At 44.4% G+C, this 26,159-nt stretch carries 27 protein-coding genes and 2 pseudogenes; 20 read left to right on the top strand and 9 right to left on the bottom strand.

Going from position 1 to position 26,159, the window contains the following annotated elements:
* Nucleotide 1: 1 nt before the first annotated feature.
* From ACH33_RS13765 to ACH33_RS13745, 5 genes are all read left to right on the top strand, one after another.
* On the top strand, nucleotides 2-2,311 hold the full coding sequence (locus tag ACH33_RS13765; RefSeq protein WP_057899547.1) for a sensor domain-containing diguanylate cyclase: 2,310 nt from the start codon (nucleotides 2-4) through the stop codon (nucleotides 2,309-2,311).
* Between the two features lie 86 nt (nucleotides 2,312-2,397).
* Nucleotides 2,398-3,390 (top strand): MBL fold metallo-hydrolase, encoded by a 993-nt coding sequence (locus ACH33_RS13760; protein ID WP_057899546.1) that lies wholly within the window; start codon nucleotides 2,398-2,400, stop codon nucleotides 3,388-3,390.
* Between the two features lie 122 nt (nucleotides 3,391-3,512).
* Nucleotides 3,513-4,175: a TVP38/TMEM64 family protein gene (locus tag ACH33_RS13755; protein WP_057899545.1), complete on the top strand. Its 663-nt coding sequence runs from the start codon at nucleotides 3,513-3,515 to the stop codon at nucleotides 4,173-4,175.
* 32 nt (nucleotides 4,176-4,207) lie between these two features.
* Nucleotides 4,208-4,834, top strand: coding sequence for a forespore capture DNA-binding protein RefZ (gene refZ, locus ACH33_RS13750; RefSeq protein ID WP_057899544.1), 627 nt, complete (start codon nucleotides 4,208-4,210; stop codon nucleotides 4,832-4,834).
* Between the two features lie 103 nt (nucleotides 4,835-4,937).
* Nucleotides 4,938-7,178 carry a septation ring formation regulator EzrA gene (locus ACH33_RS13745; RefSeq protein WP_057899543.1) on the top strand — a complete coding sequence of 747 codons (2,241 nt, stop codon included), beginning with the start codon at nucleotides 4,938-4,940 and terminating at the stop codon, nucleotides 7,176-7,178.
* Nucleotides 7,179-7,440: 262 nt separating this feature from the next.
* On the opposite strand, the gene ACH33_RS13740 is transcribed toward ACH33_RS13745, so the two are convergent.
* From ACH33_RS13740 to ACH33_RS13730, 3 genes are all read right to left on the bottom strand, one after another.
* A complete protein-coding gene (locus ACH33_RS13740; RefSeq protein WP_057899542.1) occupies nucleotides 7,441-8,970 on the bottom strand; it encodes a solute symporter family protein in 1,530 nt (509 codons plus the stop codon).
* Nucleotides 8,970-9,329 (bottom strand): DUF485 domain-containing protein, encoded by a 360-nt coding sequence (locus tag ACH33_RS13735; protein ID WP_057899541.1) that lies wholly within the window; start codon nucleotides 9,327-9,329, stop codon nucleotides 8,970-8,972. Before ACH33_RS13735 ends, ACH33_RS13740 begins: the two co-directional genes overlap by 1 nt.
* Nucleotides 9,330-9,588: 259 nt before the next feature.
* Nucleotides 9,589-10,902 carry a BaiN/RdsA family NAD(P)/FAD-dependent oxidoreductase gene (locus ACH33_RS13730; protein WP_057900391.1) on the bottom strand — a complete coding sequence of 438 codons (1,314 nt, stop codon included), beginning with the start codon at nucleotides 10,900-10,902 and terminating at the stop codon, nucleotides 9,589-9,591.
* 201 nt (nucleotides 10,903-11,103) lie between these two features.
* Here ACH33_RS13730 and ACH33_RS13725 point away from each other — a divergent pair, with 201 nt between their 5' ends.
* The 7 genes and pseudogenes from ACH33_RS13725 to ACH33_RS18805 form a co-directional block, all read left to right on the top strand.
* Nucleotides 11,104-11,283: a hypothetical protein gene (locus ACH33_RS13725; RefSeq protein WP_057899540.1), complete on the top strand. Its 180-nt coding sequence runs from the start codon at nucleotides 11,104-11,106 to the stop codon at nucleotides 11,281-11,283.
* 470 nt (nucleotides 11,284-11,753) lie between these two features.
* Nucleotides 11,754-12,578 (top strand): electron transfer flavoprotein subunit beta/FixA family protein, encoded by an 825-nt coding sequence (locus tag ACH33_RS13715; protein WP_057899538.1) that lies wholly within the window; start codon nucleotides 11,754-11,756, stop codon nucleotides 12,576-12,578.
* 1 nt (nucleotide 12,579) lies between these two features.
* Nucleotides 12,580-12,723, top strand: a pseudogene (locus ACH33_RS20155) (DUF362 domain-containing protein); the annotation flags it as partial.
* A 141-nt stretch (nucleotides 12,724-12,864) separates the two neighbouring features.
* Nucleotides 12,865-13,932 (top strand): electron transfer flavoprotein subunit alpha/FixB family protein, encoded by a 1,068-nt coding sequence (locus ACH33_RS13710; protein ID WP_236782033.1) that lies wholly within the window; start codon nucleotides 12,865-12,867, stop codon nucleotides 13,930-13,932.
* A complete protein-coding gene (locus ACH33_RS13705; protein ID WP_057899536.1) occupies nucleotides 13,925-15,220 on the top strand; it encodes an FAD-dependent oxidoreductase in 1,296 nt (431 codons plus the stop codon). The genes ACH33_RS13710 and ACH33_RS13705 overlap by 8 nt, the downstream gene beginning before the upstream one ends.
* On the top strand, nucleotides 15,202-15,516 hold the full coding sequence (locus ACH33_RS13700) for a ferredoxin family protein (protein ID WP_082706066.1): 315 nt from the start codon (nucleotides 15,202-15,204) through the stop codon (nucleotides 15,514-15,516). The genes ACH33_RS13705 and ACH33_RS13700 overlap by 19 nt, the downstream gene beginning before the upstream one ends.
* A 24-nt stretch (nucleotides 15,517-15,540) precedes the next feature.
* Nucleotides 15,541-15,726, top strand: a pseudogene (locus tag ACH33_RS18805) (efflux RND transporter permease subunit); the annotation flags it as partial.
* 179 nt (nucleotides 15,727-15,905) lie between these two features.
* On the opposite strand, the gene ACH33_RS13695 reads toward ACH33_RS18805, so the two are convergent.
* The 3 genes from ACH33_RS13695 to ACH33_RS13685 all read right to left on the bottom strand — a co-directional run bounded on the left by ACH33_RS13695 (nucleotide 15,906) and on the right by ACH33_RS13685 (nucleotide 17,827).
* Nucleotides 15,906-16,787 carry an anti-sigma-V factor RsiV gene (locus ACH33_RS13695; protein ID WP_204244839.1) on the bottom strand — a complete coding sequence of 294 codons (882 nt, stop codon included), beginning with the start codon at nucleotides 16,785-16,787 and terminating at the stop codon, nucleotides 15,906-15,908.
* A gap of 1 nt (nucleotide 16,788) precedes the next feature.
* Entirely contained in the window at nucleotides 16,789-17,289 is a 501-nt protein-coding gene (locus tag ACH33_RS13690; protein ID WP_057899534.1) for an RNA polymerase sigma factor SigV, read from the bottom strand.
* A gap of 130 nt (nucleotides 17,290-17,419) precedes the next feature.
* On the bottom strand, nucleotides 17,420-17,827 hold the full coding sequence (locus tag ACH33_RS13685; protein WP_057899533.1) for a GerAB/ArcD/ProY family transporter: 408 nt from the start codon (nucleotides 17,825-17,827) through the stop codon (nucleotides 17,420-17,422).
* Nucleotides 17,828-18,215: 388 nt separating this feature from the next.
* Here ACH33_RS13685 and ACH33_RS13680 point away from each other — a divergent pair, with 388 nt between their 5' ends.
* Nucleotides 18,216-18,761, top strand: a complete 546-nt coding sequence (locus ACH33_RS13680) for a glutathione peroxidase (protein WP_057899532.1) — start codon at nucleotides 18,216-18,218, stop codon at nucleotides 18,759-18,761.
* A 189-nt stretch (nucleotides 18,762-18,950) separates the two neighbouring features.
* Nucleotides 18,951-19,088: a hypothetical protein gene (locus ACH33_RS19440; protein ID WP_156424080.1), complete on the top strand. Its 138-nt coding sequence runs from the start codon at nucleotides 18,951-18,953 to the stop codon at nucleotides 19,086-19,088.
* Nucleotides 19,089-19,148: 60 nt separating this feature from the next.
* Here the strand turns inward: ACH33_RS19440 and ACH33_RS13675 are convergent, their stop codons facing one another.
* The gene (locus ACH33_RS13675; protein ID WP_057899531.1) at nucleotides 19,149-19,346 is read right to left on the bottom strand and encodes a DUF378 domain-containing protein; all 198 of its coding nucleotides are present in this window, start codon (nucleotides 19,344-19,346) and stop codon (nucleotides 19,149-19,151) included.
* 91 nt (nucleotides 19,347-19,437) lie between these two features.
* Nucleotides 19,438-20,226 (bottom strand): SDR family oxidoreductase, encoded by a 789-nt coding sequence (locus tag ACH33_RS13670; protein ID WP_057899530.1) that lies wholly within the window; start codon nucleotides 20,224-20,226, stop codon nucleotides 19,438-19,440.
* A gap of 160 nt (nucleotides 20,227-20,386) precedes the next feature.
* Here ACH33_RS13670 and fabG point away from each other — a divergent pair, with 160 nt between their 5' ends.
* The 5 genes from fabG (at nucleotide 20,387) to ACH33_RS13645 (ending at nucleotide 24,481) form a co-directional block, all read left to right on the top strand.
* Complete coding sequence (fabG, locus tag ACH33_RS13665; RefSeq protein WP_057899529.1) at nucleotides 20,387-21,127, top strand: 3-oxoacyl-ACP reductase FabG; 741 nt, start codon at nucleotides 20,387-20,389, stop codon at nucleotides 21,125-21,127.
* Between the two features lie 74 nt (nucleotides 21,128-21,201).
* On the top strand, nucleotides 21,202-22,410 hold the full coding sequence (locus tag ACH33_RS13660) for a M20 metallopeptidase family protein (protein WP_236781891.1): 1,209 nt from the start codon (nucleotides 21,202-21,204) through the stop codon (nucleotides 22,408-22,410).
* A gap of 127 nt (nucleotides 22,411-22,537) precedes the next feature.
* Complete coding sequence (locus ACH33_RS13655; protein WP_057899528.1) at nucleotides 22,538-22,756, top strand: DUF1540 domain-containing protein; 219 nt, start codon at nucleotides 22,538-22,540, stop codon at nucleotides 22,754-22,756.
* 38 nt (nucleotides 22,757-22,794) lie between these two features.
* Nucleotides 22,795-23,142 carry a DUF4190 domain-containing protein gene (locus ACH33_RS13650; RefSeq protein WP_139184921.1) on the top strand — a complete coding sequence of 116 codons (348 nt, stop codon included), beginning with the start codon at nucleotides 22,795-22,797 and terminating at the stop codon, nucleotides 23,140-23,142.
* A 232-nt stretch (nucleotides 23,143-23,374) separates the two neighbouring features.
* Nucleotides 23,375-24,481, top strand: coding sequence for a site-2 protease family protein (locus ACH33_RS13645; RefSeq protein WP_057899526.1), 1,107 nt, complete (start codon nucleotides 23,375-23,377; stop codon nucleotides 24,479-24,481).
* 57 nt (nucleotides 24,482-24,538) lie between these two features.
* Here ACH33_RS13645 and ACH33_RS19435 read toward each other — a convergent pair whose 3' ends face one another.
* Nucleotides 24,539-24,691, bottom strand: coding sequence for a hypothetical protein (locus tag ACH33_RS19435; protein ID WP_156424079.1), 153 nt, complete (start codon nucleotides 24,689-24,691; stop codon nucleotides 24,539-24,541).
* 313 nt (nucleotides 24,692-25,004) lie between these two features.
* On the opposite strand from ACH33_RS19435, the gene ACH33_RS13640 reads away from it, so the two are divergent.
* Complete coding sequence (locus tag ACH33_RS13640; RefSeq protein WP_057899525.1) at nucleotides 25,005-26,159, top strand: cysteine desulfurase family protein; 1,155 nt, start codon at nucleotides 25,005-25,007, stop codon at nucleotides 26,157-26,159.

Here is a 26,159-nt window from a genome sequence, read left to right as displayed (position 1 = left end):
TGTGAAGAAGCACACGGTGGATCAAAATTGTGGAGAGATTGAGTCTTCTTATTTTTACAGGGAACGACTTGCGCATATTTTTCGAGATAGTTTCCAGTTTATATTCTCCCCTTTCTTTTTGGCAGATAGGGGATGGGTGTTTGTAGCAGACCGTCATGGCTATGTAGTTGCTTGTGAAAAAGCAGGTCAGCCGGAGTTTGATGTGAAGCCGTTTTATCCGTTGCATCCAGAAAAAATGTATATTCAGAACAATGTGGAGGAAGATAGCCGGACGGTGTGTGTTCCGGTGCTCCAGGATGTTTGGTTTCCTGGCTATATAGGAGTTGTGCTGCCTGCGTGTATAGAAGAAAGGTGTGCGTTTTCGTTTTTGCAGGGAATGACGGCTGTTTTCCGCCTCATACAGGAGCAATACATCAGCAAGACCATTTCTTCATGTATTAAAGCCGTAAGCCAGAATATGGGCCTGAATAGTGCTATGCAGACGATTGTCCGGCGGTTTGCCGAAAGCTTGTACCAAGTCGAATGCATTGCAGTCGTATTTGATGAAGAACAGGATGGAATGGTGCCGCATTGGTCTTCGAGTGAGCAGAATTGGCTGTGTCGGGAGACCATGAAGATGCGCAATCTTAGAAAAATATATGAGCAGATCGTTTCGCAGTTCTCCGTGGAGCGTAATGTTTTGCGTAGGGAAGATATTGATATACAAGGACTATTGGAGTTAGAAGAGCTGTCTGAGGCGGATTGGTTAATTTCTCCTTTTGACTATAATGACAAAATTATCGGATTTTTAGTCGTATTGCGTGATAAGAACTTTCCATTTACAGACGAGGAGCAAAAATTTATCTTTCGTTTCACGAAAGCCCTTGGCCCTTCCGTTCACAACTCTGCCCTTTATATGCGTGTTCAACGCGACGAACAAAAACGGAGCATGATGTTTGAAATTACAAAAAAACTCCATTCATCTATCAATGTGAATGATGTGTTGCATGCCGTGATAGAAAATACAAAAAAACTGTATCCGGAAATGCAGGTTGATTTATGGCTGTCCCATGATTCATTTTCCACGAAGCTGCCCGTCAAGCCATTTTCTTTTTCGACCGGAGAAAGCAAAAGCAATGTAAGTGCCCGAGCGTTTATGGAAGCACGAACGATCATCGTGAAATCCTGGGGGAAGCGCAGTGTGACGTTAGCCGCTCCGCTCAGGGGCAAACAAGGGGTTTATGGTGTGTTGGAACTTTACAGCGACAAGCCGATATCTCTTCCAGCGCGAGAGATAGAGTATATTACGATGCTGGCAGATACGGCAGGTAATGCATTCGAAAATGCTCAGCTTTATCAACAATCCTGCCATTTAATCAAAGAATTGTTGCTCATTGATGAAATGACGCGGCAACTCAATAAGAATATTAAGCTTAACGATTTACTTACATTTATCACGCGTAAGCTGACGGAGACGTTTCGTACGGAACATTGCTGCATTTTTTCTTGGTCAGAAGAAGAAAAAGCATATGTCGCGTGTGCGTCCACTGGACAGGAAAACGTTCCGCTTGTTTTGCGGATTCCGGAAGCAGGCAAACTTCATGATTTGTTTGTCAAAAAGGAGTCGATTTTAATTGCGGATACGAAAGAAATAGATTCACTTCTCCCGTCTTTTTCTTGTCGGTCGTTAATGGCTGTGCCGCTTATGGGTAAAGGTCAAGTAGAAGGAGCCATTTTTCTGATAGATTCTCAGCCAAATCGTTACACATTCGATGATTTTAAGCGCCTGGAGATGTTGGCCCGTCATGTGAAAGTCGCGGTGACGAATGCTTCCCTGCATGCCGAAGTCGAGCGAATGGTGATAACGGATAATTTGACGGGCCTGTATAATCGAAAGTATTTATATGACTGTATCCGTCATTCCCAGCAGCGTGACATCTGTGGCTCACTTATTTTAATTGATGTGGATTACTTTAAGAATATTAATGATACGTATGGTCATCAGATTGGCGATGAAATTTTGATCCAAGTGGCAGAAGTGCTTGTTGCTTCAATTCGCACATCTGATGTTGCCGCTCGTTGGGGCGGAGAAGAGATGGCTGTATACTTGCCAGCGGTACAGGAAGATATTGCCCACCAAGTAGCGGAGCGGTTACGCATGAATACAATGAGCAGCACGAGACCGGCTGTTACGATTTCCTGCGGGGTGGCTACCTGGTTGAAAGAAAACGGCATTCCGAGCGTCGAACGATTGTTCCAGCAAGCGGATGAGGCTTTATATCGCGCGAAGCATAGCGGGCGTAACCAGGTTTGTTTGGCAGGAAAAGTATGAAACATGCACGGAAAGAGCTTCTGGCAGGGAAGTTTCTTTCTTCCCTCATTTTATGAATGAACATTCAATCAGTAGGAGGAAGAGACATGCAAAAAGCAGTGAATACGCAGGTTTTTCGGCTTGAGATCCCGACTCCGTTTAGCGTTGGAGCGGTCAATATATTTTTAATAAAAGGGGAAAGTTGCACGCTTGTTGATGTCGGGCCAAAAACGAGGGAAGCGCGTGAGGCGCTACGAGTCTTCTTAAAAGAGAATGGGCTTACATGGCGGAATATTGACCAGATCTTTCTTACACATCAACATGTAGACCATTCTGGTTTGGTAGCGGAAGTAGCAGAACGTACGGATGCGCAGGTGATCGCCCATCCGAATGCAGTGCCGTATATTGAAGGGGAAGAAACATTTATGCGGCATCACGATGCATTTTTTCGCGAACTATATGAAGAAAATGGCGTTCCGGAACAATTGCTGGGGCATGTAGAGCGGTTTCAGAAAATGTTGAACATGTATAGCGATCCCGCACCGGTTCATCGAATTGTGCGAGGCGGCGAGCTGTTGGGAAGTTGCGGGGAGTGGCGTATTATTTTTACGCCGGGACATACACAAACCCATTTGGCTTTATACCGAGAGGCAGACGGTTTGATGCTGTCAGGCGATTTTTTAATTAAAGAGATCTCATCCAATGCTTTCGTAGAGCCTCCGGCGCGAGCTGGTGAAGAAAGGGAAAAGCCGCTGGTTGTATACAGGCGAGCAATGCAGGAAGTAAAGATGATGCCAGTGCGGCGCATGCTCCCGGCACACGGCGAAGAAATTGAAAAGCCGTCTGAACTTATCGTTTATCGCTTGCGTAGACAGGAAGAGAGAGCGGAAAAAATTTATGGTTTACTTGCGGATGGTGCCAAACATGTTTTTGAGTTGTCAGCATTATTATTTCCTAGCATTTATATTAAAGAGTTACCACTTACGTTTTCGGAAACGCTTGGACACCTCGATTTGTTAATTGAACAGGGAAAAGTAGAGCGAGTATGGTCAGAAGAGAAAAATGTGTATCTTTATCGAACGAAAGAATGGGCTAGATAAATATAATTTGATATACCGACTTACCATCATACAAATGATTTGTAAACTCTCTTGAGGAAGGAGAGTTTTTTGCTTTTTTGGTGATATAATAAAAAATACGAAATGATAAGGGAGACGGTGAATTGAAGCGTTTACTACTTTCTGCCTTTTTCCTGATTGTCACGATCTATTTGGTTATGCAGACTGAATTCGGTCATTTGATTCGTACCGGAAACTTGGAGCAAATTGCCGCGTATATTCAATCGTATGGTTGGGTTGCGTTTTTTATATCAATTATCGCCATTGTCTTGCAAACGTTTTTTCCGATTGTTCCTTTCGTATTGCTGGCGGGTGCGAATGTGGTTGCCTTTGGTCTCTGGCCCGGATTTGCAATCAGTTGGGTTGGTGCGGTGTTGGCCGCGCTGGCCAATTTTCTTTTGGCCCGCTATGTTGGGAGGGAGTGGGCGGACAGAAAATGGGGCCATCATTCGTTTGCAAAAAATTTAAACAAGTATGCAGAAACAAAAGGGTTTATTGTTATTTTGTTTGCGCGGTGGGTCCCCGTATTGCCTTCCAGTGCGGTAAATACGGCAGCTGGCATTTCAAAAGTGTGTTTTCGCACATTTTTACTGGCGACAACGCTAGGCAAAGGCCCGGCTGTTCTGTTTGAATCGGTTGTTGGACATTATTTGGTTCATTGGGAACAGCACAAAGGCAAGCTTCTTTTTATTGCGTTTGGTCTTTGCTTATTTATGCTAGGGATCAGCTATGTGAAGAGGAAGAAAAAATTAACCTTGCTTTCATAAGAGAAAGGCAAGGTTTTTGGGAGGGACAGGCTGTGAAACGTTCACCGAAGCTTACCAAACAAAAGATTGTTGAAGCTGCTGTCGAACTGTTTGATTCACAGGGATTCGACGGTACGACAGTACGGCAGATCGCTTGTAAGGCAGGGGTGAACGTTGCGCTTATTGCCTATTATTTTAAAAATAAAAAAGGATTGCTCGAATATGTTATGGTAGAGTATTATGAGGCTTTATTTCGAAAGCTGGACGGTTGCCGCCATGACACGGAATGGGAATCTCTTTATGATTTGCTGCGCCACATGTTAGAAAGCCTCGTCCGTTTCCAAAGTGAATTTTATCAGGTAACACGATTGATTCATCGGGAATTATCCGTAGAATCAATGCTCGGGCGGGAGATTATGAGCACTTACCTGGCCAAGCTTAAACATTATTTTGCTGCGGTGATTGAAGAGGGAGTTGAGGAAGGGGAATTTCCGCCGTTACAGGTAGAAGGCGTGGTCATTCAACTGATGGCGATTACAAGTTTTCCTTATACATACCCGCAAATTATTCGTGAAGTATTTTATTTGGAGCCATTGGATGAACAATTCGTGGAACAGATGGTGCATTATACATATGACTTTTTACACCATATGATGACACCGCTCAACACATTTCGCTAGGTTTTTTCATAAAAAGCTTGCTTTCAAGCAGGAACTTTCTCGTTTTATACCTAATTATTATTATAATAAGATAGGTTGACTTTTCCAAAAGGAGTACGGCACAATGTCATATGCAATACAACGAATGTTTCGTTTTTTTATAGCGCTTGTCGCGTCAGTTGCGATTCTGGCAGGCCCTTGTTATGCACAGGCCGCCCCAATGCCAGCCTCGCTTGATAAGCCGGTAATAGATATAAACAATGTAATGAAAAGCGAAGAAGAAAAAAAATTCATTAATCTGACGTCTGGCATGAAGCAGACGTACAAGCTGGTCGTCATCGCCGATGCCAAACCACTGACGCTTCAGCAGTACGCACAGAAACTGCTTGAAACTTTTACGATCGAAGATAAAACTATGGTCATGGTTTTGTCAGCCAGTGAGAGAAACATGGTTATTTTAAGTGGGAAATATTTCAAGGAAAATGGGATTAACCAGGAAGTGTTACAGCATAAGATGGAGCATTATTTTGAACCGTATGCGAAGCAAGGCACGCTAATGACCGGCGTTATATCGTTCGTAGAAGCGGTTGATGAAGAATTAAAAGCGTTCGCGCAGAAACAGGGAAGCGGAGAACAGGTTAAAATGGCGGGAATTTCAGCGTCTGCGGCTACTAAGGACGTTACGTCTTGGCCTGTCTGGTTGCTTGGCGGATTGATTTTATTGGCAGTCGCTTCCGTAGGAGCTGCCATGGCTTACACGAAACGTGGACGAATTTTGAAAGAAGTCGATGAAGTGGACGAATGGCGAGGGAAAGTCGCTGATCAGCTTAATTCATTTGAAATTGATAGTTCATGGAAAAAAGAACCGGGAAGAATTAAAGAGAAGTATCTGGCGATTTTGACCTCGCTTGATGACTTAAAAAAAGATGCCATTGCCGATGTAGAACTCATCCTGGTGGATGCTGAAGAAAATCTTATGAAATTCCGTTTTAAAAGAGGCCAGGAAATTATTCAGGAAGCAAAAGATAAACTGTTCCGCATTGAAGAAGAATATCGCAATTTACATATCCGGCTGGGTAAACTTCAGGAAACATTACAAGATATCGTTGCTTTAAAGGAGGAAACAAAGCAGCTTCAGCAGAAAAACGAACGCCGGCTGGACGAGCTGCGCATTCAATATAGCGTCTCTTTTCATGTTTTAAAAGAGGAAATGAATCAGTTTGATCGTGAAATGCAGGCGGTGAAGCAGGCGGAAGAAAAAGGGGATTTCGAAGATGCAAGAGCTTGTTTGCAACAAGCGGCAGAGAGTCAGCGAGCGTTGATGGATGTGATGCAAAAAGTTCCGCTTATTCGTCAGACAATCGTCAAAGATCTGGATCAGGAAATTCGACAGCTGGATGAGGATGCAAAAGAAATGGTGGCAGGTGGTTATACAAGCGGGGAAGAATTCTTTAATGCGCGCATTGTAAAAATTCGTGGAAAGTATGAAAAGCTGCCGATTTTATTCGAAGAAGGGAAAATAACGGAAGCCGAGGAATTAATTATAAAAATACGTGAAGATATTGAATCGGTCTATCAGACGATGGAAGAGATCGTGACAAACCGCCACCAGTATCGGCAGTATGTAGTCGAGCTTCCGTACTATCTTAAAGTGCTAAAGCAGGATGAAGAATATTTAGCAGGTGAATTGCACGATCTTTCACAACGGTATTTGGTAGAAGATGGTGAAGCATTTCATTATTATCAGCAAATTCCTGCTGTTATTGCAGATATCGAAAATGCGCTGGAGCAGATTAGCGCAAGCACAGAAAAAGACAATTATGAACGACATGGTGAGACGCTAACTCAGGTGGCCGAACGCGTAAATCAGATGATGGAGCGGCGTGAGCTTGTGATGAAAGAATTAAAAGTGTTTCGTCAGGGGGAAGTAGAGGCGCACGAAGAATTGCAGGATATGCGTGCCAGCGTTACACGGGTGGAGCAGCAGTTGAAACGATTGCATCTGTCGAAAGTGCCGTATAGCGTTACCAGCAATATTCAGATTTGCCGTCAGGCTATTGATACGGTAGAAGAAGCACTTGGAGAAGTTCCGCTGAAAATGCAAAAAGTTGATCATGTGCTGAAAGAAGCAAAAGAACACGTTTCCGAACTGTTGGAACAAGCGGCAGAGATGATTCGTGATATCCGGTTAGCAGAAGACAAAATTCAACGAACGAACCGTTTCCGGCGCTATGATAAGGAAATTGCCAGACTTTTGCAGACAGCAGAGGACGTGTTCCGTGAAGCGGAGTACGGAGAAGCGCACGAACTGGCCGATCAAGCGTTTCGCCTTGCACAAGAACGGTATGGACTGGATGTAGAATAAAAATGTTGCAAAGAGAGGAGACAGTTCCCTCTCTTTTTTGTTGCCTTGTTTTTCCTCGTTTACTCATGGAGTGAAAAGATATGTTGCTTTATTACTATAAAGTAGCATATCCTTTCTTATACAAAAAAAAGACACATCAATGCGATGTGTCCAATATAAGGGAGTAGAGGTGTGAGAGTCAGTTGCAATTTTAAAGGGGAGTAGGTTTACTATTATGTTTCCCCGTCTGTTTTTTATTTAAACAACAAAATGAAAAAATTTTTTATGCCGAATCGCGGATTCCTGTGTTGGCCTTGACTAGGACTTCGTCAAATTTCGCATCGCTTTCGCGGCGGCCAAAGATAATAGCGCCGAGATAAGCAGCAATGAAACCGGCCGGCACGGAAATGAGCGCCGGGTTAGTCAGGCTGATTAGTGGCGTGCCGACGAGGATTGCTTTGCCTGGTGTTGGATCAAGCACATTTGGACTTACTACAACAAGAATAAGCGCTGTGAAGAGACCGACAAGCATGCCGGTAATGGCGCCTGCCGTGTTAAATCTTCGCCAGAAAATCGTGTACATAATAACCGGCAGATTTGCGCTGGCGGCTACGCAGAACGCCAACGATACGAGGAACGCTACGTTCATTTTTTGCGCGAACAGAGCCAAGATAACAGATGCAACTGCAACGCCTACGGAAGCATAGCGGGCAGCCAGCATTTGTTCCCTTTCCGTGGCTTTGCCTTTACGGATAATATGGCTGTAGAAGTCGTGCGCGAACGCGGAGGCCGCCGCCAAAACAAGGCCCGCTACTACCGCTAGAATGGTGGCAAAAGCAACCGCTGCGACGAATGCCATCAAAAAGTCGCCGCCCAATTCACGCGCAAGCAGCGGAGCCGCCATGTTTCCAGCTTTGTTTGCCTCGATAATCGTTTCGTTGCCGACAAACGCGGCAGCACCGAAGCCGAGGAAAATCGTCATAATATAGAATAGGCCGATGAGCCAGGTTGCGTATACAACTGATTTTCGTGCGGTTTGCGCGTCCTTCACTGTAAAGAAACGAATCAAGATATGCGGCAGTCCCGCTGTTCCAAGGACGAGTGCAATGTTAATAGAAATCGTATCAAGTCCGTTTTTATACTTGACGCCTGGATTCAGGAACGCGTCGCCAAGCGGTGTTGCTTTTTTCATGTGATTAAACATTTCCACAAAGTTAAAGTGAAATTTCGCGAATACCATTAGGGAGATGATGAACGTACCAACCATAAGCAGTATTGCTTTTACGATTTGTACCCAACTGGTGGCTGTCATGCCTCCGAAGATGACGTAAATTGTCATGAGCGTGCCGACAATCAATACAGAGGTGGTGTAATCCAGGCCGAGCAAAAGCTTAATTAATGCGCCTGCGCCTACAAGTTGAGCAATCATATAAAAAATGGAAATGGCAATGGTACTTAGCGCCGCCACCCCGCGAACTTTTGCATTGTTGAAGCGGGCGGCAATCATGTCTGCCATCGTGTATTTGCCAAGGTTGCGGAGCGGTTCGGCAACGATGTACAGAACGACCAAATATGCGACGAGATAACCTATGCTGAAGAAGAAGCCGTCAAAGCCGGTCAACGCGATGGCACCAGCGATGCCGAGGAACGAAGCGGCCGACATGTAATCGCCGGCAATCGCTAGACCGTTCTGCCATCCGGTCAGGCCGCCGCCTGCTGTGTAGAATTCGCTCGTCGTATTGGTTTTTTTCGAAGCGTAGTATGTGATAACAAGCGTTGCAGCCACGATGAGAAGAAAGAATGTAAATGCCATTACTGTTGCCCCCTTTTTTGGAGCTCTTCGATAATTTCATCGGCGAGTTTGTCAAAAGAGGAGGCTTTGCGGGTATAAATCATACATAATGCCCATGTCATAATAAATTGGCCGAAAGCATACAGCCACGCCCAAGTGATAGAGCCAATCGCGGGAGTGTTTAATATGTTGCTATATGACGTCAGAATTGGAAGTGTGTAATAAAAAATTATGAAAAAGACGCACATAGGAACGATAAAATTTCTTTTCGCTTGTATCAAACTTTTGAATTTTTTACTTTGAGCTATAGCTGTATAGTCAATGTTTTGCTCTTGGATTCTTCCCGTGCCGGAAGATTTGTTTTGTGCGAGGTTTTCCATACAGTTTCACCCCAATCTTTATTAGTTTTTTCTATCTTTCTTTGTGTAGAAACATTCATCACCCCCCCAGTAATAAAGCGTTTACAAAATTGTTCGTCCGAAAGATATGTTCAGAACTCACCATAATATTAAAATATTTTTAAAAAAATTAAAACTAAATATATTCGACATATTTAGACAAATAATACAAATGATAGAAAAAGAAAGCAAGCAGAGAAAGTTTAGCGTTTTTCTGCTTGCTTGGCGGATAGCAAAGCGTTTATCGTTCTTTGTTTTTTTGCTTTAACGGAACAAAGCTTTCTTCTATTCCGAGAGCCTGTCTGGCAGCAGCCAAGCCTGCTGCGTGGCCGGTTGTAAAAGCGACAGTAATATTGTAGCCGCCTGTATGTGCATGCACATCAAGCACTTCCCCGGCAAAAAAGAGACCGCGCTTTAATTTAGATTGTAAGCTTTTTGGATCGATTTCTTTTACGCTGACTCCGCCGCCTGTCACCGTAGCTTGTTCAAGCGGCAACGTGCCTGTAATCGTAACGGGAAACTGTTTGATAAGCCGCGCCATTTCGTACCATTTCGTCCGGGAAATATGTGGATACGTTATCCCTTCATCAATACCGGACAATTCAAAAATAAGCTGAAGCATTCGTTCCGGGAGATAGGCGCGCAGCACGTTTTTGATCGCTTTTTTTGGTTCACGTTCCATTAGGTTCATCATTTCTTGGACGATATCATCCTGTGTTTTTTCCGGTAAAATGTCAATGGTTAAAAGGAGCGGAACAGGTCCGAATTTCCGTTGTGCAACGGAAACGTAATGACTTACGCGTAGCGTAGCCGGACCGGAGATACCAAAATGGGTAAACAGCATGTCGCCTTCTTCGGTGCAGATTTTTTTGCCTTTTGGGTTCCATAGCGTTAGATAGACGCTGCGCAGCGAGAGACCCTGCAATCTCGTTTCTTTAATATAGTTATCACAAGCCGTCAATGGTACAGCTGTAGGAAACAGATCGGTGATGGTATGGCCGACAGCCCGGGCCCACGGATAAGCATCTCCAGTAGAGCCGGTGCTCGGAACGGAGCATCCGCCTGTCGCGACGATCACATGGTGACAATGAATGATTTCACCGGATGCAAGCTCTACACCTGCCACTTCGGCATCAGTATATAACAGCTGTTTGACCGGCTCATTTGTGCGTATCGTTACGTTGAGCCTGCGCACTTCGCCAATGAGCGCATCCACTACGGTTTTTGCTTTGTCGCTGACCGGAAACATCCGACCGCGATCTTCTTCTTTCAGCCGGATGCCCAATCCGGTAAAAAAGGCGATAATATCTTGGTTTCCGAAGCTGTTTAGCGCGCTGTACAAAAATTTGCCGTTGCCAGGCACGTTTTTTATGAGTTCTTCCAGCGGTTTGGCATTGGTGACATTGCATCGGCCTCCCCCGGAAATCATAAGCTTTCTTCCAAGTTTATTTCCTTTATCGAGAAGCAATACTTTCGCTTTTTGGGAGGCGGCAGCTACGCAGGCCATGAGGCCGGCCGGCCCTCCGCCGATTACGATAACATCCCACTGTGACATAAAACCACCGTCTTTCTTTTGTATATGTTTGTCTTGTGATATCGTATCTTGATTCGCACTTTTATATTTTTGACATGGTTCTTTTAAATTGCAACTATCCTGAATAAAAAAGTTCTGGTTTTTCCGCACACTTTATATCCAGTAAGTGGTATAATATTTAAAGAAGCGCTTCAAACATTAGTGGCATGGGAGGGGTCTGCCATGGAAAGATACTTGAAGCTTTTATCAGAAAATGCGCAAAAGAACGGCAATATCTATCAATTTGTGCTTGAGTTGATTCGTCAGGTTACGTTTGATGCAAGTTTATCATCCAAAGAGCGCATGGATGAAATAAAAAAAATATACTGGGCTTTGGAAGAATATGTTGCTGTGCAGAATTAGACCGTTCTTTTGAACGGTCTTAGATTGAAGGCAAACTCCCTTGTTACGCAAGAAACAGGGGAGTTTGCCTTCAATCTGAGGCGCTTATCAAGCGTTTCCTTCTTCTGCCCAAATTGCAGATTTTCCGAGCAGGAAACCCCATCGCCTTTATATATTGGAGTGTCAAATGCTCCAATATATAAAAGAAAGTGTAATTTTTCACAAAAATATTAGCAGGAATCCTCGTGTGGACAGCGAATAAAATAATTATAGTAAATGGATTAAGAAACAAATGCTGCAGATACATATTTTCACACATCCCACCATAAATACTATTATTATGATAATAAAACTCAGAATATTCAGTTTTCCTCTACTATATCTCTTCTCGGTTGCACAATCCAGTTCTTTATTTCTTGTTAGCATCATAGCTCAACTTGTGTATGTAATTTTTTTCACGATATATTCATTTTGCACAAGGAGGCTTTTTTATGCACATTCTCGTTTGTGTCAAGCAGGTGCCGGATACGAAAATTATCAAGGTAGATCCCAAGACGAACACGCTGGATCGGCGTGGCGTGCCAGCGATTTTAAATCCGTATGATACGCATGCTGTTGAAGAAGCGGTGCGACTGCGCGCCCGATACGGAGGCAAAGTATCTGTACTGTCGATGGGCCCTCCCCAGGCTGTAGTCGCGATTAAAAAATGTGTGGAAATCGGTGCGGATGAAGGGTATTTAATTTCGGATCGTGCATTCGCCGGTGCGGATACGCTGGCGACTAGCTACGCGCTGTCGCGGGCGATTTACCGCATTATGAAAGTAGAGCCGATCGATCTAATCATATGCGGAAAAATGGCGATTGACGGTGACACAGGACAAGTCGGACCCGGTATCGCGCGTCGGCTCGATATTCCGCCTTTAACCGGCATCAAAAAAGTGGTTGAGATAAATAAAGAGAAACGGCGAATTATTGTGCACCGCAAATTGGAAGACGGCTATGAAGTGCTGGAGTCATCCATCCCCTGTTTGCTGACAGTGGAGAAAGAAATTAACGAAGTGTCTTATTCTCCGTTGCCGAACATGATTCGCGCTGCACGCTACAAGCCGGTGGTTTGGACAGTCGATGACTTGGAAGACGTAGATCGTTCCCAGCTTGGATTGAAAGGCTCGCCCACGATTGTGGGCAAGATGTTTACCCCGCCGAAACCGCAGGGTGGAAAACGCCTTGAAGGCACGGCAGATCAGCAAGTAGAGCAGCTTGTGAACGCATTGTTGAAGGAAAAACGCGAATTGTTTGTGCAAGGGGGCAGGTAAGATGGCTGTTACGATTTCCAGCGCCTGTATTTCGTGTGGCACATGTGTTGATACATGCCCGGTTAGCGCCCTGTATTTAGGCCCGGACAAATGTGAAGTAGACCCGGCAAAATGCGAAGAATGCCAGGAATGTATTCCCGTATGTCCAACGGAAGCGATTAGCTTGCCGAATCCGACCAAGAAAGCCGTATCGAAATCTTCTCCGGCAGAAGCGGCTGCCTCAACGGAGACGGTCGCGCTGCCAAAGCAGGATGAAGTGAAGCATGCGGCGCAGGAACCCATCGCCATGATTGAAACAAAGGCACCCACGAAAGCGAAGAAGCCGACAGATAAGTTTGCCGATTATGAAGGGGTGTGGGTGTTTATTGACCAGACGGACGGTAAAATTGCAGGCGTTTCGCTGGAACTGCTAGGTGCAGGGCGCCGGCTTGCTGATAAGTTAAATGTGCCGCTTTCCGGATTTATACTTGGCTATCAGATTGAGCATTTGGCACAGACGTGTTTTGAATATGGCGCGGACGTTATGTACATGATTGATGACCCACTTTTGAAAACATACCGTTCCGAAACGTACATGAAAGGGACGGTAGACCTGTGCAATAAATACAAGCCGGAAATTATTTTGTACGGAGCCACCACGAACGGCAAGGATTTGGCCAGCGCCGTGGCGACAGATCTTGCGACCGGCCTGACCGCCGACTGTACCATCCTTGATGTAAACGTAGAGAAACGGCTTCTGGAAGCGAGCCGTCCCGCTTTTGGCGGTAATATCATGGCGACCATTCTTTGCAAGAATCACCGCCCGCAGATGGCGACAGTCCGTTCCAAAGTGATGAAAGCGCTCGAACCGCAGCCGGGGCGTACCGGTGTTTTGATTCATGAGCCGTTTGGCTTGCGTGAGGACGATGTAAAAACGAAAGTACTAGAAATTGTACGTGAGGCTGGAAATAGGGTAAAACTGGATGAAGCGCACATTATTGTCGCTGGCGGAAAAGGATTGGGCGACGCACGAGGTTTCCGGATTTGCTATGAATTGGCGGAAGTGCTTGGTGCGAGCGTTGGTGCCAGCCGGGACGCGGTGGAAGCCGGATGGATTAGCCATCAGCATCAGGTCGGGCAGACCGGGGTGACTGTTACGCCAAAAATTTATTTTGCGATCGGAATTTCCGGAGCCGTGCAGCATGTGGTGGGTATGCAAAATTCCGAAATTATTATTGCGATCAACAAAGATCCGAATGCACCTATTCATAATGTTGCTACGTACAGCATTGTCGGCGATGCGTTTGAAATTGTGCCGAAACTGATTACAGAGTTCAAAAAAGTGGTCAAAGGTGGTGAAGCGGTCAATGTCTGAGAAGTTTGACGCGATTGTTGTTGGCGCCGGCCCGGCTGGAACGTCTGCCGCGTATACGATGGCGAAAGCCGGATTGAATGTGCTAGTAATTGAAAGAGGTGAGTATCCAGGTGCCAAAAACGTAATGGGTGGAGTGTTGTACCGCCATCAGATGGAAGAAATGATTCCCGGTTTTTATAAGGAAGCGCCGGTCGAGCGTCCGGTTGTGGAGCAGCGTTTTTGGTTTTTGGGCGAAGAGTCTGTATTTACAGGTGGATACAAAGGTCTGGAATGGGCGAAAGAACCGTACAATAATTTCACCGTTCTGCGTGCTAAGTTTGACCAATGGTACGCAAGCAAAGCTGTTGAGCAAGGCGCTTTGCTTATTAATGAAACGGTAGTGACAGAATGTATTGTGGAAGACGGACGGGTAGTTGGTGTGCGCACGGATCGTCCGGACGGCGATGTATATGCAGACGTTGTGGTGCTCGCTGATGGGGTAAATTCGCTTCTCGCTAAATCGCTTGGGTTTCACAAAGAGTTTAAGCCGGATCAGGTGGCGCTGGCGGTGATGGAAGTGCTCAATCTGCCTGCGGAAAAAATTGAGGATCGTTTTAACTTAGAGCCGAATCAGGGTGCGACAATTGAAATTTTTGGCGATGCGACCAAAGGTGTGCTGGGAACAGGCTTTATTTATACGAATAAAGAAAGCATTAATATTGGTGTCGGCGCGACATTATCCGGAATTATTAAGCATAGACTGCGTCCGTACGATTTGTTGGAGTATTTAAAAAAACATCCGATTGTTCGTCCGTTGATTCGCGGTGGAGAACCGATGGAATACGCGGCGCATCTGATTCCGGAAGGAGGTTTCCATGCGATGCCAAAAATCGTAGGCAATGGTGTGATGGTTGTCGGTGATGCCGGACAGATGGTTAACAGCGTTCATCGTGAAGGAAGTAACATGGCGATGACATCAGGGAGACTCGCGGCGGAAACGATCATTCTTGCGAAAGAGGCAAATGATTTTTCAGAGAATATGCTGGACACGTACCGCGTGCGTTTGCTTGATAGCTTCGTCGGTCAGGATCTCAAGAAATACAAAGATGCGACACATACGTTTGAAAACTATCCGCAGTATTTCAAAGAATATATCCCGATGATTAACAAGGCGGCCAGTCAGTTCTTTACAGTGGACGGCGTGCCCAAGAAAGAAAAACAGAAGAAAATACTGAAGAGTTTGATGGAAAGGAAGAGCAAACTGAGCATGGTGCAAGATATTTATCGTGCATGGAAGGTGATGAAATAATGGATATCATACCGCGTACAAATACGATTGAAGAGAAACAATATCTGGTGAGATTCAGGGCGGATACGCAGTCACATTTGCATGTGCTGGATCACGACATTTGCGCGACGAAGTGTCCTGATAAGCTGTGTACAGTGTTCTGTCCAGCGGAAGTATATAAGTGGGAAGGCATGCGAATGGCGGTCGGTTACGAAGGTTGCCACGAGTGCGGCAGCTGTAGAATCGGCTGCCCATATCAGAACATTAAGTGGGAGTATCCGAAGGGTGGTCACGGCATAGTGTTCAGGTTGGCATAGGAGGAATAAGTAAAAGACAAAAGAGGGTTACTGGGTCTATTCATTACACGCACGCCGCTAGGTTTTATGAGCATCATGGGATTAATCGCCTTGGCAGGCATTGTTGTACGCAACGGTATTGTACTGATTGAGTTTATTGAAGATTCGAAGCAGGAAGGAATGGATGTAAAGGAAGCGGTTATCAAGGCCGCATCCGCCCGTTTCCGTCCTAATAAAACAACACCCAAGAACTATCAAAGATCATGAGCCGCCTGTTTAACCTTCTGCGGAAAAACGGGTGGAAATCCCATTGATACGGGAAGAAAATGGTCTTTGATATATTGGGTGTTGTTTATTATTATACCGCTTCTGCTTGTAAGATAATGAATGTTCAGGTTAACGCAATTTGTTTATTTAATGTATTCATTGCTAACCAAAATATTGGAAATCACATCTGTCGGAATCGTAAATTCGACAGTACCCATATAGCCGGGAGCGACATCGTATTTATTAAAAGAAATTACTAATTTCCCATCTTTGTTTATATAAAAATTCTGGTTCTTCGCAATACTTTTAAATTCCATACCGGGTATGACTTCCGGTCCTCCAGGGTAAGAAACCCAATAGACTTTCCCGGGATCCGCTTTCATTTGTCGTATCATCTGTTCCTTGATATAGTTACTGATCACCGCAATATAAGAGTCATCTTTGAACAAGCTGGGCAGCGTAATTAAAATCTGCTTTTGCTTGTCGATCGTATCGAATTTTAATGTTGTTGAGGACGATCCTACCGTATTTACAACGTATCTGCTGATGGATAGTATTTTCTCATTATTTGTTTTCACTTGGTATCCGCTATCTATACCTAAATGACCGCCACCATTCTTTTCTAAACTGTCCATTTGAGCCTTGAAATCGGCATATAGCTTTTTATTTTCTTCAAGATATTTTTGATTCAAACCATTTTCTAATGATTTATTTTCCAAATTAGCAACAGCAGGTACTTTTAAATCTGCATGATAATTTTTATCCTCTATTTTAAATTCTCTAAAAGTAAACACCTTCACAATATTTGCGACAACGGGCACTTTTGAAAAAGCATTTGCTATCGTTGGACTACTATTAATCCCTATTACAAATACAATAGCCGCCGCTCCTGTTCCAGCAAGACATTTCAAAAGCCTCTTTCTTCTTTTTCTTTGATTTAATGCTTTTTTCACGACAAAATCTAGTTCATTAGGGATAGGTATATCCATATATTGCTTTTTTAATTGCTCCAACTTTTTATCCACCCTACTTTACCTCCTCAACGGATTCAGCATTCATTTTGACACGCAGTAGTCGAAGAGCCTGATATAACCTGGTTTTTATGGTGTTTACATTTTCATCCAACACATCTGCAACTTCTTCTATTTTCAAATCTTCAAAATATCTAAGCACGATGACACTTCGATATTTGATGGGTAAATCATCCAATGCTCTTTCTAAATCAATATTGTTATAAACATCATTTATTCCTGGGCTATAGGACTCCAGTGTTTCTTGGTCTACAATATAAACCTTCTTTTGTTTCCTCAAGAAATCTAAAGAAGTATTCACAACAATTCTATAAAACCAACTCTTAATCGCTTTAGGGTTTTTAATTGTTTGTATGGATGATATAGCCCTATGAATAGAGTCTTGAACGATATCCAGAGCATCCTCAGAATTTTTTACGTAGCTATAAGCTAATCGATAAATATTTTCCTTATTTTCTGTTATATACCGAATGAGTGAGTTTTCTATTTGTTTCATTAAACTAAAAACTCCTTTTTCATACGTATCCATTATTTATTGTCTTACATTGTATAGACGAATGAAACAGCCTAAAAAGTTTTTAAACAAAGCAACCATTTATATAGAAGCAGCGAGAAGTCTTCTTGATTCAGGAGTTGGCAGCGCTTACAAATGCAATGCTTACCACTTCAATTGGTGTCTTTTCTAACACATGAAGACGGATCGTTTCCCCGAGAATCCGTACCTGATATCCTGTTATGAGAATGAAATAGATAATCAGCGCGATACTGAGAATGGTACCGATAAATCTCCCAGCAATGATTTGATTGTACTGATAGAAAGTCTGTCCAGGAAACTGCTGGCTCAATTTGGCGGCAACATATCCGAAGAACAGGGAAAGAAAGCCACCCAGAAGTACCGAGATCCAGGCATCAGATGTTCCGCTCTTATCGACAACGATGCGTGGTAAAACAAGAATACTTACCCCAATAGTAAAATGAGCCACGGTTAAAGCTGTCTGCGTTGGTGTGATTCGATCTTTCGGGTGAAGAATCATGGCAGGGCTCCTTGTATTGCGTCTTCGTTCCTCTTGTTCTGAATTTACGCTTTTGCGTTAATATCTACAGGTCTTTTTCTAAAACGTTTATCCCAGTCTTTTTTATTTTTTCCTACATATGAGAGAAACATGTAAGACGTATAGAATTTTTAATTCCAGAAAGAATGTCCGGTAGTACGCAAAATGTAGACAAGCCAGGTTAATTAAGGCTGGCTTATTCATTTATTGAATCGGGAATTTCGATTCGGGGGATTTCCAATAATTAAACGACTTCTTTGAATTTAACTTTTTTCACGTTTACATGCGTGGCATTATCGGATATTTAGTTGACAAGTCGTTGTTTATTTGTAATTATTATAAAAAGATAATGATTGTGGAGGTGTTATATATGACGATTTATAATTTTACTGTAAAAGACATTACCGGAAAAGAGATTAAACTGGAACAATATAAAAATAAGGTAGTAATGATTGTGAATACAGCAAGCAAGTGTCGCTTTACCACCCAATATAATGATTTGCAGAAATTGTATGATCGTTATCATTATCGTGGATTTGAAATTTTAGGTTTTCCTTGCAATCAGTTCGCAGAGCAAGAACCGGGCACTAATGAGGAAATTCAAGCATTTTGTCAACTTAACTATGGTGTGAAATTTCCGCTGTTTGAGAAAATAAAGGTACGAGGGCCTCAAGCACACCCGCTGTTTACATATTTAACAGAGCAAGCACCGTTTATGGGATTTGACTTTACTCAGATAAGCGCAAAATTGCTTCATACGTTCTTGCAGGAAAAATTTCCTGAATTTTTAATTGGTGACTCTATCAAGTGGAACTTTACAAAATTCCTGATAGATAAAAATGGCTATGTCGTGAAAAGATTTGAACCAACTGTGGAATCGATAGATATAGAAAAGGAAATTGAAGCTTTATTATAAAGTTAATTTTATATACATTTGTTTTAGGTATTGAAATGACAAATATTGATGATGAAACGGACTGCGGACGCTAACGACCCAAGAATTCCACGCTTTCAAGCGTGTGGAGTGTCAGTTGTTAGAGATAAATTCCATGTTTTGGCCGTTTCTTATCCGGGTATAAAATAAGATAGGGAGTGAATTGTCCATATGAGCAAATACCCGGAAAAATGTAAAAAATTGTATGATAAGAAACGGCAGACAAGGCTTAACCGGACGCTCAGCGAATTGCGCAAGGAATTGGAGAAGCCGATTTGGAAAGATATTATTAAGAAAAGTGGCAAGTGAAAAAGCACCGGAACATCCGGTGCTTTTATTGTGCGTTCCAAAGCAGGCAACGCAAGCGCGTTATGACGCCGGGCGGCGTTCGCGGAACAGCAGGCTAATGCAGTACAGCCCTGCCAAACCAATGAGAGAATACACAATACGGCTTACAACAGAACCTTCACCGTTAAACAAACCTGCTACCAAGTCCCATTGGAAGAGACCTACAAGCAGCCAGTTGAGAGCTCCGATGATAACAAGAATAAGGGCCAAACGATCCATGATGCATTCATCTCCTTTCTAAGCCTGTACTTTCAGTATGTCCATTTTTTTCGTCGATAATCAGAAAGGAGAACATATCCATAAGACATTCTTATTTTTTGTTTAAGCGCGGAGCGATGACGCGATCGAAAAAGCGCGGAAACAGGTGAAAAAGAATAACGCCGATGCGCATATAACGCGGGATTATCGCTTCTGCTTTGCGGTTATGTATGGTGCGTAGAACGCTTTTTGCCACAGTTTCCGGGGGTAGCATAAACGCTTCTACACTGCGCCGGTATTCTCCGCTTTGGTCGGCGCGTTCAAAAAACGGGGTTTGCACCGGACCGGGGTTGACTAGCGAAATCGAAACACCGCTCCCCTTCAGCTCTTGGCGTAGGCTTTCCGTAAAGCCAACGACGGCGAATTTACTGGCAGTGTAGCCGCTTGACTTCGGCGTGGCTAATTTTCCGGCTACGGAAGCTACATTAATAATATGTCCCGATTTTTGTCCGAGCATATGGGGAAGCACCGCTTTTGTGCAGCGCACTGTTCCCAGATAATTCACGTCCATCATGTTTGCTATGTCTTCGAGCTTTGCCTCCGAAAATGGAGCAAAAATGCCGAAGCCTGCGTTGTTGACCCAGATGTCAATCTTTCCGTATCTGCATATGATTTTCTGAACAATATCGACAATCTGCCTATCCTTAGTTACATCAAGCCTATAATAGCCGACATCGGGCGCGCTATGCTGAAGGTTGTCTGCCAGGGCGCGCAACGTATCTACGGAGCGGGCCAGCAGCACGGGCGTCATTCCGGATTCAGCGGCCAGGATGGCGGTTGCTTTTCCGATGCCGCTGGAAGCTCCGGTAATGACGATTACTTTTTTGTTTTTTGTCGTCATTTTTCACATTACCTCCTGTTCATAGTTTTGACGGTAAAGTGCTAATTCCTGCTTGTCAGCTAAGTGAAAAAAGTCAGTACTGGAAATTTGACAATATGTGTCACATTTCGTTTATGGACGAATAGACTATAGAAGACTACCTTTGCGGGGAGGGCTTTTCATGGAATTTGCGAAGCAATCGGTGGTTATCACCGGGGGAGCTGGCGGTCTGGGCAAGAAAGCGGCACAGCTGTTCGGTGAGCAGGGAGCGTACGTTATTATCGCAGATATTAATAGCGAACAAGGTGAACAAGTCGCCGCGGAGTTGGGGAAAACGGGCATGAATATTGACTTTGTTCAGGTGAACGTCGCCGATGAGACATCAGTGCAAGCATTGATGGAAGCGGTTAAACAAAAAGCGGGCAGGCTCGATATTCTTATCAATAACGCGGGAATTACACAGGACAGCATGTTGCATACATTGACAAAAGAAAAATGGGAGCAAGTCATTGCCATTAACTTGACTGGAGTATATTTATGCACAAAAGCAGCGGTGCCGCTTATGCTTGAGAACGGCTACGGGCGCATTATTAATACTTCATCCGTGGTTGGCCTATATGGTAATATTGGGCAGACGAATTACGCGGCAACAAAAGCGGGTATCATCGGGTTAACCAAGACATGGGCGAAGGAGTTAGGCGGAAAAGGCATTACGGTAAATGCAGTAGCGCCTGGATTTATTAGAACGCCAATGACAGAAGCTGTGCCTGGGAAAATCTTAGAAATGATGCGGGCGAAAGTACCGGTGCAGCGCCTGGGCGAACCGGAAGATATCGCGCGTGCCTATATGTTTCTAGCGTCGCCTCACTCTTCCTATATTAACGGAGCTGTGCTTTCTGTGGACGGAGGAGTTGTTCTATAATTTTCTCTTTTCAAAATCTCCTCCATCTTCTACTATGTATATATTATTACAAAGTTAGATGGAGGGGAATTTATATGAACAGCAAATTGGCAAAAGGGTACGGCGCGAAGCAAGAAATGATTAACAAATTTGTGGATAAGCATGCGGCATGGACAGTAGAAGTGCGGCGCTACCTCCATCAATATCCGGAATTGTCGCATCAAGAATCAAAAACGGCGCGGTACATTCGCGAACAGCTTGAAAGCATGGGGTTAGCCGTGCGGTCTTATACAGGCAAAGATGTCGTCACCTACATAGAGGGAACAGCGCCTGGCAAAACGGTAGCATTGCGTGCTGATATTGATGCGCTCCCGATTCAGGAAGAGACGGGACTTCCATATGCATCGAAAAATCCGGGCATTATGCATGCGTGCGGGCATGACGGTCATACCGCGATTTTATTGGGAGCGGCGCGCGCATTAACGGAAGCGAAGCTATTGTTTGCTGGCCGGATTAAACTTATTTTTCAGCATGCTGAAGAAGTGGTACCTGGCGGAGCATCCGAATTGGTGGAAGCCGGCGTTTTGGAAGATGTAGATGCTATTTTTGGTTTGCATTTGTGGCAAAATTTAGAGGTTGGTCTTTTAGGTACCTGCTCTGGCCCGATCATGGCTGGTTCCGATTCCTTTACGATAAAAATTCAGGGGAAAGGCGGACATGGTTCGATGCCGCATCTGACGGTTGATCCGATTGTCATTGCGGCTCATCTTGTCACACAGATACAGACGGTAGTGAGCCGTTCTCTTGATCCATTATATCCAGCGGTCGTGAGTGTAGGGCAGATTCATGCCGGCGACACGTACAACATAATTCCGGACACTGCGCAACTGCAAGGAACGGTACGCTATTTCCACCCGGATGTACAGAAAGAAATTCCAGCGATCTTAGAGCGCTTGGCGAACGGCGTGTGTGCGTCATTTGGCGCGACGGCAACGTTTGAATATGTGGAAGGTGATCCTTCTGTTGTTAATGACTCGCGAATGAATAATATCGTAGAACAGGTGGGATGTACAGTGCTGGGGAAAGAAAATGTGCGACCAGCTGTTCCGAGCATGGCAGGAGAAGACTTCTCTTATTATCTGCGGCAGGTGCCTGGCGCGTATTTTTTCCTGGGTATCCAAGGAGACGAGGCGGCGTATGGCCACCATCACCCTCGCTTTACTATTGATGAGCGGATGCTTTCTGTCGGAAGCAAACTTTTGGCAGGTATCGCTCTTATGTATTTAGACCAGCAAGCGAAGTAGGCGCAGATAAGTTGGAAGAAACATGAACGCATGCGTGGAAGCGGAAGGGCACACCCTATGTAATAGGGAAGGGCTGTTCGCTTTCACGCGCCGGCTCTCCCTTGATTTAGCAAAAGGGGGGGTTTTTATGCCACAAGGTGTAAAATGCAGCGTTTCAAACTGTACGTACTGGGGACAGGGAAATAATTGTGTGGCTGAAGCCATTATGGTTGATATTGACCGTCACGCAGATACGAATTATAAGGAAGAAATTGGGGAAATTGGGATTTCTTCAGATCGACAAGAAGTAGCCCAATATTCCAGCGAGACGTGCTGTCATACGTTTAAGCCGAAACAAAAAGCATAATAAGCCCGAATATTCCAGCGAAAGAGATGAGAATGGGCATGAAAAGAACAAAACGCCGTGATAACATCATTTTGTTCCCGTTTCGGGAAGAAGTAGCCAGTGAATTTCATGTGCCGGCTCCGTCGCGCCGCATAATTAAACGGCGGAGAAGTCGGCAAGGAGATTTGGAAGCGGGCGAACGGAAGAAAGCAGGTGGAACAGGACTGGGCGTTCTGGGACTTATTATGAGTCTGCTTGCTTTTTTTATGATGCCAGTTGCGCTTGGGATATCCGGTTTTATCGTCGGATACATTGCCGCAATGCGTGGTTCTGGAATTGGAAGATGGGCGATGGGACTCGCTGTTGTTGCTGTCGTTTTGCCTTTGTTTTTGCGTGTATTTTACTAATGTATTGATCAGATCAGCCGGATTCTTAATCCGGCTTTTTGTCGCTTAAGAAATACGGCCGTTGCCTACCCGATGCCTACCATAAGGAAAAGAGGAAGTAAAGAATACGTCTCTTCCTTCTCCGCGCCTTTTGACTTTCCAATTATTATAATATTGAAACTTTATGCGTTTTCCTGCGTATGGACATAATAAGAAAAATTTCTTGACTTAACCGTAAGGAGGCAATCAATCATTGGCGGAGACAAAAAAGAAAAGGCGCGGATGGGGTGCGCTGGGGGGACTGATTGGATTTCTTGCGCTCTTAGGCAGCAAACTGAAATTTTTGCTTCCCTTATTAAAAATGGGCAAGTTCGGAACAACCATCTGGACAATGGCGCTGTCAGTCGGGGCTTATATGCTGATTTACCCGTGGACATTTGCGATCGGGCTTGTTATTATGCTGTTTATTCATGAAATGGGACATGTATGGGCGGCCAAACGCAAAAAACTACCCGTTTCCGTCCCTGCTTTTATTCCGTTTTTGGGGGCGTTGATTACGATGAAAAAGCAGCCAAAAGACGCGGAAACGGAAGCGTACGTGGCACTTGGTGGTCCGCTTCTGGGTACGATTGGTGCGGCAGCTGCGTTGTTTCTGGGGATTGTTACCGGTTATCCGGTGCTTTATGCTATTGCAATGATCGGTTTTTTTCTTAACTTAATTAATCTGCTTCCGATTCATCCGCTCGATGGAGGGAGAATTGTAACCGCGATTTCCCGTTGGCTTTGGGCGTTTGGGCTAATTGGCGGACTTATTATCATTTTGTATTTGAAAGCGATTATTTTCCTATTGTTCTGGGCACTATTCGCTTGGGAGTTGTACGATAAATATATACGTAAGAGGAAAAAGGAGCGAAACGGCTCCCGGTTGCGGAAAGAGTATGTATTTTTATGGATTCCGGTACAGCAATTTGATGAGAAAGGGTTATTTATTCCGGCAGCCGAGCATTGCCGTTCTCTGCCATTTACACATGTAGGAGATATGGCGGCAAAGCGGGATATGCTGAAGATTGACTATCCGGGAATTGAAGAAACGAAAACGTTTGAATATACGTCCGGGCTGGTGCATAATGCGCAGCTTGTGAAAACAGAAATCGCAAATGACCAGGTGAAGATGACAGTTGAGCTTACGGTGGAACCTTATAAAGAGGAGCAGGGCTTGATTCGGGATGACAAATATTATGAAGTGTCGCCGCGCACTCGCTGGATATACGGTCTCGCTTACTTTGGGCTGGCGATTGTGCTCGGTCTTTTGATGGTGTATACATCGGTAAAGATTCCGCAAATTCCGCTCGCAGGATAAATGCCAAAAAGGGCCGAAACTTTTCCGCTGCATGAGTTTCGGCCTTTTATTTATGCGTTAGCCGTTGTATACTTCGGTGAGAAATACATCGGTATCCAAGCGTTCGAATCCTTGAATGGGTTGTTCCTGAAGTGCTTTTAATTCACGTTGCAGTCGAGCGATTTCTGCTTCCATTTTTTTTAGTTTTTCTACTTTCACCATTACAGTCATATTAATCTCTCCTTTATTTAAATATTCAGAAAAAATATTGAATTTTTCTGCAATCTTTTGTTGAAAATTATGAAAAAGAAGACTATGAATTTTTAATTTATTGAAAAATATAATAGCAAGCAAGGTTTCATTTGTAAATAGGTTTTTTAAATGTAATCGTTTGCAAAAAAGAAAAATAAAGAATGCACAGGGAGAAGGGATAGATTCGTCAATAACTATATTTTCTAAACAAAAATAAATGTGCTATGATAAAATTCGAGCTTTTTTCTATATGTGCGGGTAATACTATGAGAAAAGGTAAGAAGGGGAAATTATGATCTATTTTGATAATAGCGCAACAACTCTTCCTCATCCGGACGTTGTAAAAGCGTTTGGCGATGTGGCAAGCCAATTTTTCGGCAATCCGTCTTCGCTCCATCATCTCGGCGGAAAGTCGGCGCAATTGCTCGATCAAGCGCGCAAAGTCGCTGCGGATTGTCTCGGTGTTCAGCCGGGGGAAATTGTATTTACATCCGGTGGTACTGAGAGCAATAATGCCGCGTTGAAAGGTGTAGCGATTCAGCATCGTTCGCGCGGTAAACATATTATTACAAGCAGCATAGAACACGCTTCGGTGTACGAAACATGTAAACAGTTAGAGGAATTAGGATATTCAGTAACATATTTGCCGACAGATGATAAAGGGCGTGTGCGGCCGGAGGATGTACAGCGCGCGCTCTCTGATGATACGATTCTTGTCTCGGTAATGTATGTGAACAGCGAACTAGGTACGGTGCAACCGATCGAGGAAATCGGTCGAATTTTGTCCGCGTATCCGAAAACATATTTTCATGTGGATGCGGTACAGGGGTTTGGTAAGTTGCCGCTTATGCCAGGAAAATGGGGCATTGACCTGTTGTCGCTGTCCGCGCACAAATTTCATGGGGTGCGCGGTTGCGGTCTTCTGTATGTTCGACGCGGCGTGATGCTGTCTCCGCTTATTATCGGAGGCGGACAGGAAGGAGGACTTCGTTCCGGCACAGAAAATGTACCAGGTATCGTCGCAATGGCTAAAGCGATGCGCATGCAACATGAGAGGCTCCAGGAAAACCATGAACATATGAAAAAGCTGCGTGCCCGCTTGATCGATGGCCTTCTGCCGCTTGAGTACTGCAAATTGAATGGCCCAGGCAAGGACGATGCTTATGCGGCACCGCATATTGTGAATGTCTCGTTTCCGGGCATAAAGGCGGAGGTTGTATTGCACGCACTTGAGAAGGAAGAAATTTATGTATCAACCCGTTCCGCTTGTTCTTCTAAGAACAGTAAACCGTCCCGAGTATTACTTGCGGCCGGGATTGACGAGGAGCGAGCACGCAGCGCATTGCGCATAAGCTTCTCGCCTGATAATACGGAAGCGGAAGTGGACGTGTTCATACGGGCGATCCAAAAAATTGTGCCAAATTTAGCAAAGATAATGAGGGTGTGA

Source organism: Aneurinibacillus sp. XH2 (assembly GCF_001439585.2).
GTDB classification, from domain to species: Bacteria; Bacillota; Bacilli; order Aneurinibacillales; family Aneurinibacillaceae; genus Aneurinibacillus; species Aneurinibacillus thermoaerophilus.
Note: the sequence above shows the minus strand (reverse complement) of the source record. Positions and strands in the feature narration are given on the sequence as shown.

Excerpts from the sequence above, each read along its gene's own strand:
- ACH33_RS13760 (WP_057899546.1), top strand. The coding sequence starts at position 2,398 with ATGCAAAAAGCAGTGAATACGCAGGTTTTTCGGCTTGAGATCCCGACT.
- ACH33_RS13745 (WP_057899543.1), top strand. The coding sequence starts at position 4,938 with ATGTCATATGCAATACAACGAATGTTTCGTTTTTTTATAGCGCTTGTC.
- ACH33_RS13740 (WP_057899542.1), bottom strand. The coding sequence starts at position 8,970 with ATGGCATTTACATTCTTTCTTCTCATCGTGGCTGCAACGCTTGTTATC.
- ACH33_RS13735 (WP_057899541.1), bottom strand. The coding sequence starts at position 9,329 with ATGGAAAACCTCGCACAAAACAAATCTTCCGGCACGGGAAGAATCCAA.
- ACH33_RS13730 (WP_057900391.1), bottom strand. The coding sequence starts at position 10,902 with ATGTCACAGTGGGATGTTATCGTAATCGGCGGAGGGCCGGCCGGCCTC.
- ACH33_RS13725 (WP_057899540.1), top strand. The coding sequence starts at position 11,104 with ATGGAAAGATACTTGAAGCTTTTATCAGAAAATGCGCAAAAGAACGGC.
- ACH33_RS13715 (WP_057899538.1), top strand. The coding sequence starts at position 11,754 with ATGCACATTCTCGTTTGTGTCAAGCAGGTGCCGGATACGAAAATTATC.
- ACH33_RS13710 (WP_236782033.1), top strand. The coding sequence starts at position 12,865 with ATGATTGAAACAAAGGCACCCACGAAAGCGAAGAAGCCGACAGATAAG.
- ACH33_RS13705 (WP_057899536.1), top strand. The coding sequence starts at position 13,925 with ATGTCTGAGAAGTTTGACGCGATTGTTGTTGGCGCCGGCCCGGCTGGA.
- ACH33_RS13700 (WP_082706066.1), top strand. The coding sequence starts at position 15,202 with ATGGAAGGTGATGAAATAATGGATATCATACCGCGTACAAATACGATT.
- ACH33_RS13690 (WP_057899534.1), bottom strand. The coding sequence starts at position 17,289 with ATGAAACAAATAGAAAACTCACTCATTCGGTATATAACAGAAAATAAG.
- ACH33_RS13685 (WP_057899533.1), bottom strand. The coding sequence starts at position 17,827 with ATGATTCTTCACCCGAAAGATCGAATCACACCAACGCAGACAGCTTTA.
- ACH33_RS13680 (WP_057899532.1), top strand. The coding sequence starts at position 18,216 with ATGACGATTTATAATTTTACTGTAAAAGACATTACCGGAAAAGAGATT.
- ACH33_RS19440 (WP_156424080.1), top strand. The coding sequence starts at position 18,951 with ATGAGCAAATACCCGGAAAAATGTAAAAAATTGTATGATAAGAAACGG.
- ACH33_RS13675 (WP_057899531.1), bottom strand. The coding sequence starts at position 19,346 with ATGGATCGTTTGGCCCTTATTCTTGTTATCATCGGAGCTCTCAACTGG.
- ACH33_RS13670 (WP_057899530.1), bottom strand. The coding sequence starts at position 20,226 with ATGACGACAAAAAACAAAAAAGTAATCGTCATTACCGGAGCTTCCAGC.
- fabG (WP_057899529.1), top strand. The coding sequence starts at position 20,387 with ATGGAATTTGCGAAGCAATCGGTGGTTATCACCGGGGGAGCTGGCGGT.
- ACH33_RS13660 (WP_236781891.1), top strand. The coding sequence starts at position 21,202 with ATGAACAGCAAATTGGCAAAAGGGTACGGCGCGAAGCAAGAAATGATT.
- ACH33_RS13655 (WP_057899528.1), top strand. The coding sequence starts at position 22,538 with ATGCCACAAGGTGTAAAATGCAGCGTTTCAAACTGTACGTACTGGGGA.
- ACH33_RS13650 (WP_139184921.1), top strand. The coding sequence starts at position 22,795 with ATGAAAAGAACAAAACGCCGTGATAACATCATTTTGTTCCCGTTTCGG.
- ACH33_RS19435 (WP_156424079.1), bottom strand. The coding sequence starts at position 24,691 with ATGACTGTAATGGTGAAAGTAGAAAAACTAAAAAAAATGGAAGCAGAA.
- ACH33_RS13640 (WP_057899525.1), top strand. The coding sequence starts at position 25,005 with ATGATCTATTTTGATAATAGCGCAACAACTCTTCCTCATCCGGACGTT.